Genomic DNA, 3,365 nt, shown 5'->3' with positions numbered 1-3,365 from the left:
CCTCCCGTCTGCGGGTCTCCCACGCTTTCCACTCGCCGCTGATGGAGCCGATGCTGGCGGACTTCCGTCAGGTCGCCGAGGGCATCGCGTACGCCCCCGCCCCGTCGATCCCGGTCGTCTCCAACGTCTCCGGACGTGTCGCCGCAGACGGTGAGCTGACCACGGCCGAGTACTGGGTGCGGCACGTCCGCGAGGCCGTCCGGTTCGCCGACGGCATCACCTCCCTGGTCGGCGAAGGCGTCACCCGGTTCGTCGAACTGGGCCCCGACGCCACCCTCACCGCACTCGCCCGGAACTGCCTGCCGGACACCGACGGGCTGCTGTTCGTGCCCACCCTCCGCAAGCACCGCGACGAGGCGCACACAGCCGTCTCTGCCCTCGCCTCCCTGCACACGACGGGACTGACCGTCGACTGGAACGCCCTGCTCCCGGGCCCCCACCCCGTCGTCGAACTGCCCACCTACGCCTTCGAGCGACACCGCTACTGGCTCGACCCGGTCATCGACCACCCCGGCCACCGCGGCGACCACCCCCTGCTGTCCGCCGGCACCAACATCGCCGACTCGACCACCGTCATCGCGACCGGCCGCCTCTCCCGGCGCACCCAGCCGTGGCTCGCCGGCCTGGCCACCGGCGGCGGCAGCCTCGTACCCGGATCCGTCCTCACCGACCTCGCCCTGCACACCGGACGTGCCCTCGGCGCCCACCACCTCGACGAACTGCACGTCGACGTACCGTTGCCGCTCCCGGCCGACGGTGAGATCGAGGTGCAAGCCGTCACCGAGGCGGGCGACGGCGAGGACCACTGGAGCTTCGCGCTCCACGCTCGGCCCTTCGACCCCGACCCCGACGGTGCCGGCGAACTCCGGCCGTGGACGCGCCACGCCCACGGCACGCTGGTCCGTGCCAGGAACGACGAGCCGACCGCCCGTGCCACCGTGGTGGAGGAGGCCTGGCCGCCTCCCGGCGCGGTTCCGGTCGACCCCCAAGAGCTGTACGACGCCCTCGACGCAACGGACGACGCGCATCCGGCTCCGCGTACCCTCAGGGCCGTTTGGCGGGCTGGCGACGAGATCCACGCCGAGGTCGCTCTCGACGAGAGCCAGGAGGCGCACGCCGCGCGGTTCGCCGTGCACCCTGCCCTCCTGGACGGCGCGATGGTCGCCCTGACCGCGCTCGGCCACCCCGCCCCCCGGCTGCTCACCTGGTCCGGTCTCACCCTGCACGCACGCGCGGCCACGTCGGTCCGCGTCCGTGTCTCCCCGACGCCCGACGCCGGCGCCACGCTCCGGCTGCTGGACGGCAGCGGCGCGCCCGTACTGACCGCACAGGCGGTCTCGGTCACACCCCAGCACCTCGAAGACCTCCCGACAGGCGCCCCGGGCCGGGCCGGCGACCTCTACACCGTCACATGGACGCCCGCCGGGCCCGCCTCCCTGCCGGCACCCGCTTCGACGACCTTCCTCACCGGCCCCGACGACATCCTCGAAGACGTCTCCGACACCCCGTACGGCGAACTGGTCGTCGTCCCCTGGGACTCGGCCGGCGCCGACGCCGACGCTGTCACGGCACTCGACGTGCACACGTCCACCGCACACGCTCTGGCGCTGCTCCAGCGCTGGCTCACCGACCCCCGTGCGGCGCGGTCGCGCCTGCTCGTCGTCACCCGGCGCGCGGTGGCCGTGACCGGCGACGAGGCCGTCACCGACCTCGCGGCCGCCGCGGTCCGCGGACTCGTCAGGTCGGCCCAGTCCGAGAACCCGGGCCGCTTCCTGCTCCTCGACACCGACGTCGCCCCCACGGACGACGAGATCTCCCTCGCCGGCCGCCTCGACCAGGACGACCTCGCCCTCCGCAAGGGCCGCGTCCTCGTTCCCTCCCTCACCCGGGCGGACGGCCCTCGGCGCACGCCGGCCCACACGCGCGCGGACACCGGCCCGCACACCGGCGATACGGCCCTGACGTTCGACCCGGACCGCACCGTCCTCGTCACCGGCGGCACCGGGACCGTCGGCGCGGCCACCGTCCGCCATCTCGTCACCCGTCACGGCGTCCGGCACCTCCTGCTGGTCACACGCCGCGGAATGGACGCCCCCAACGCCGTCGAGCTGATCGCCGAACTGGCCGCCCACGGGGCCCGGACCACGATCGTGGGCTGCGACGCCGCCGACCGCGACGCCCTGGCCGAGGTCATCCGCGCGATCCCGGAGGACCACCCGCTCGGCGCCGTGGTCCACGCCGCCGGTGTCCTCGACGACGGCGTCATCACCTCCCTCACCCCGGCCCGGCTCTCCACCGTGCTGCGCCCCAAGGTCGACGCCGCGTGCAACCTGCGCGAACTCACCGAGGACCACCATCTGTCGGCGTTCGTGATGTTCTCCTCGGCCGCCGCCACCCTGGCGGGCCCCGGCCAGGGCAACTACGTGGCCGCGAACAGCTTCCTCGACGCCCTCGCCTCCGCCCTGCGCGCCGAGGGCCGCCCCGCGCTGTCCATCGCCTGGGGCCTGTGGGAGGCCGACAGCGCCATGACCCGGAACCTGGCCGACACCACCCACGACAGGGCCACGCGGACCGGCATCACCGCACTGCCCACCGGTGACGCCCTGGCCCTCTTGGACCGAGCCCTGACCCACACCGGCAACACCCCCGTCCCGCTGCGCGTCGACCGTGCCGCGCTGCGGCGCACCGCCGACCGGGTGCCACCCCTGCTGCGCTTCCTGACGGGCCGGCCGGCCCTGCGTACGGCAGCCGCGTCCGCCCTCGGGGCCTCCGCCTCCGAGGGCTACGCGCACCTGCCGGAGCCGAGGCGCCGCGACGCCGTGACCGATCTCGTGCGCAGCACCCTGTCCACCGTGCTGGGACACGCGCCGGGCACACCGATCGGACTCGACCTGCCGTTCACCCAGCTGGGGCTGGACTCCCTGACCTCACTGGAACTGCGCAACTCCCTCAGCCGGGCGACCGGCCTCCCGCTGCCGGCCACACTCGCCTTCGACTGCCCCACGCCCCGAGCGGTCGCGGACCACCTGCTGACGGCGCTCGGCACGGTGGCGGGGGAGAACGCCGCCACGCCCTCCCCGGACGCGTACGGGGGGAGCGGCACACCGGCCGACGACCCGATCGTCATCGTCGGGATGGGCTGCCGCTTCCCCGGCGGAGTGGAAAGCCCCGAGCAACTCTGGGACGTACTCCTGCGCGGCGAGGACACCATCGGCGAGTTCCCCGCCGACCGCGGCTGGTCCGAAGTGGACATGCCCGGCACCCCGGACCCCGACTACGTCCGCCTGGGCGGCTTCCTCGACGACGTCGCCGGGTTCGACGCGGAGTTCTTCGGCATCTCCCCGCGTGAGGCACTGGCGATGGAC

General features: G+C 74.2%; 1 protein-coding gene. It reads left to right on the top strand.

What is annotated here, in order from left to right; all coding sequences use genetic code 11:
- Positions 1-8: 8 nt before the first annotated feature.
- Positions 9-3,365, top strand: a 3,357-nt coding sequence (locus ACIBBD_RS38735) for an SDR family NAD(P)-dependent oxidoreductase (protein WP_399424716.1), incomplete at its 3' end; no start/stop codon positions are given.

The organism is Streptomyces sp. NPDC051315, from assembly GCF_044455165.1.
Classification (GTDB): Bacteria; Actinomycetota; Actinomycetes; order Streptomycetales; family Streptomycetaceae; genus Streptomyces.
This window is presented reverse-complemented; position numbering and strand designations above follow the sequence as displayed.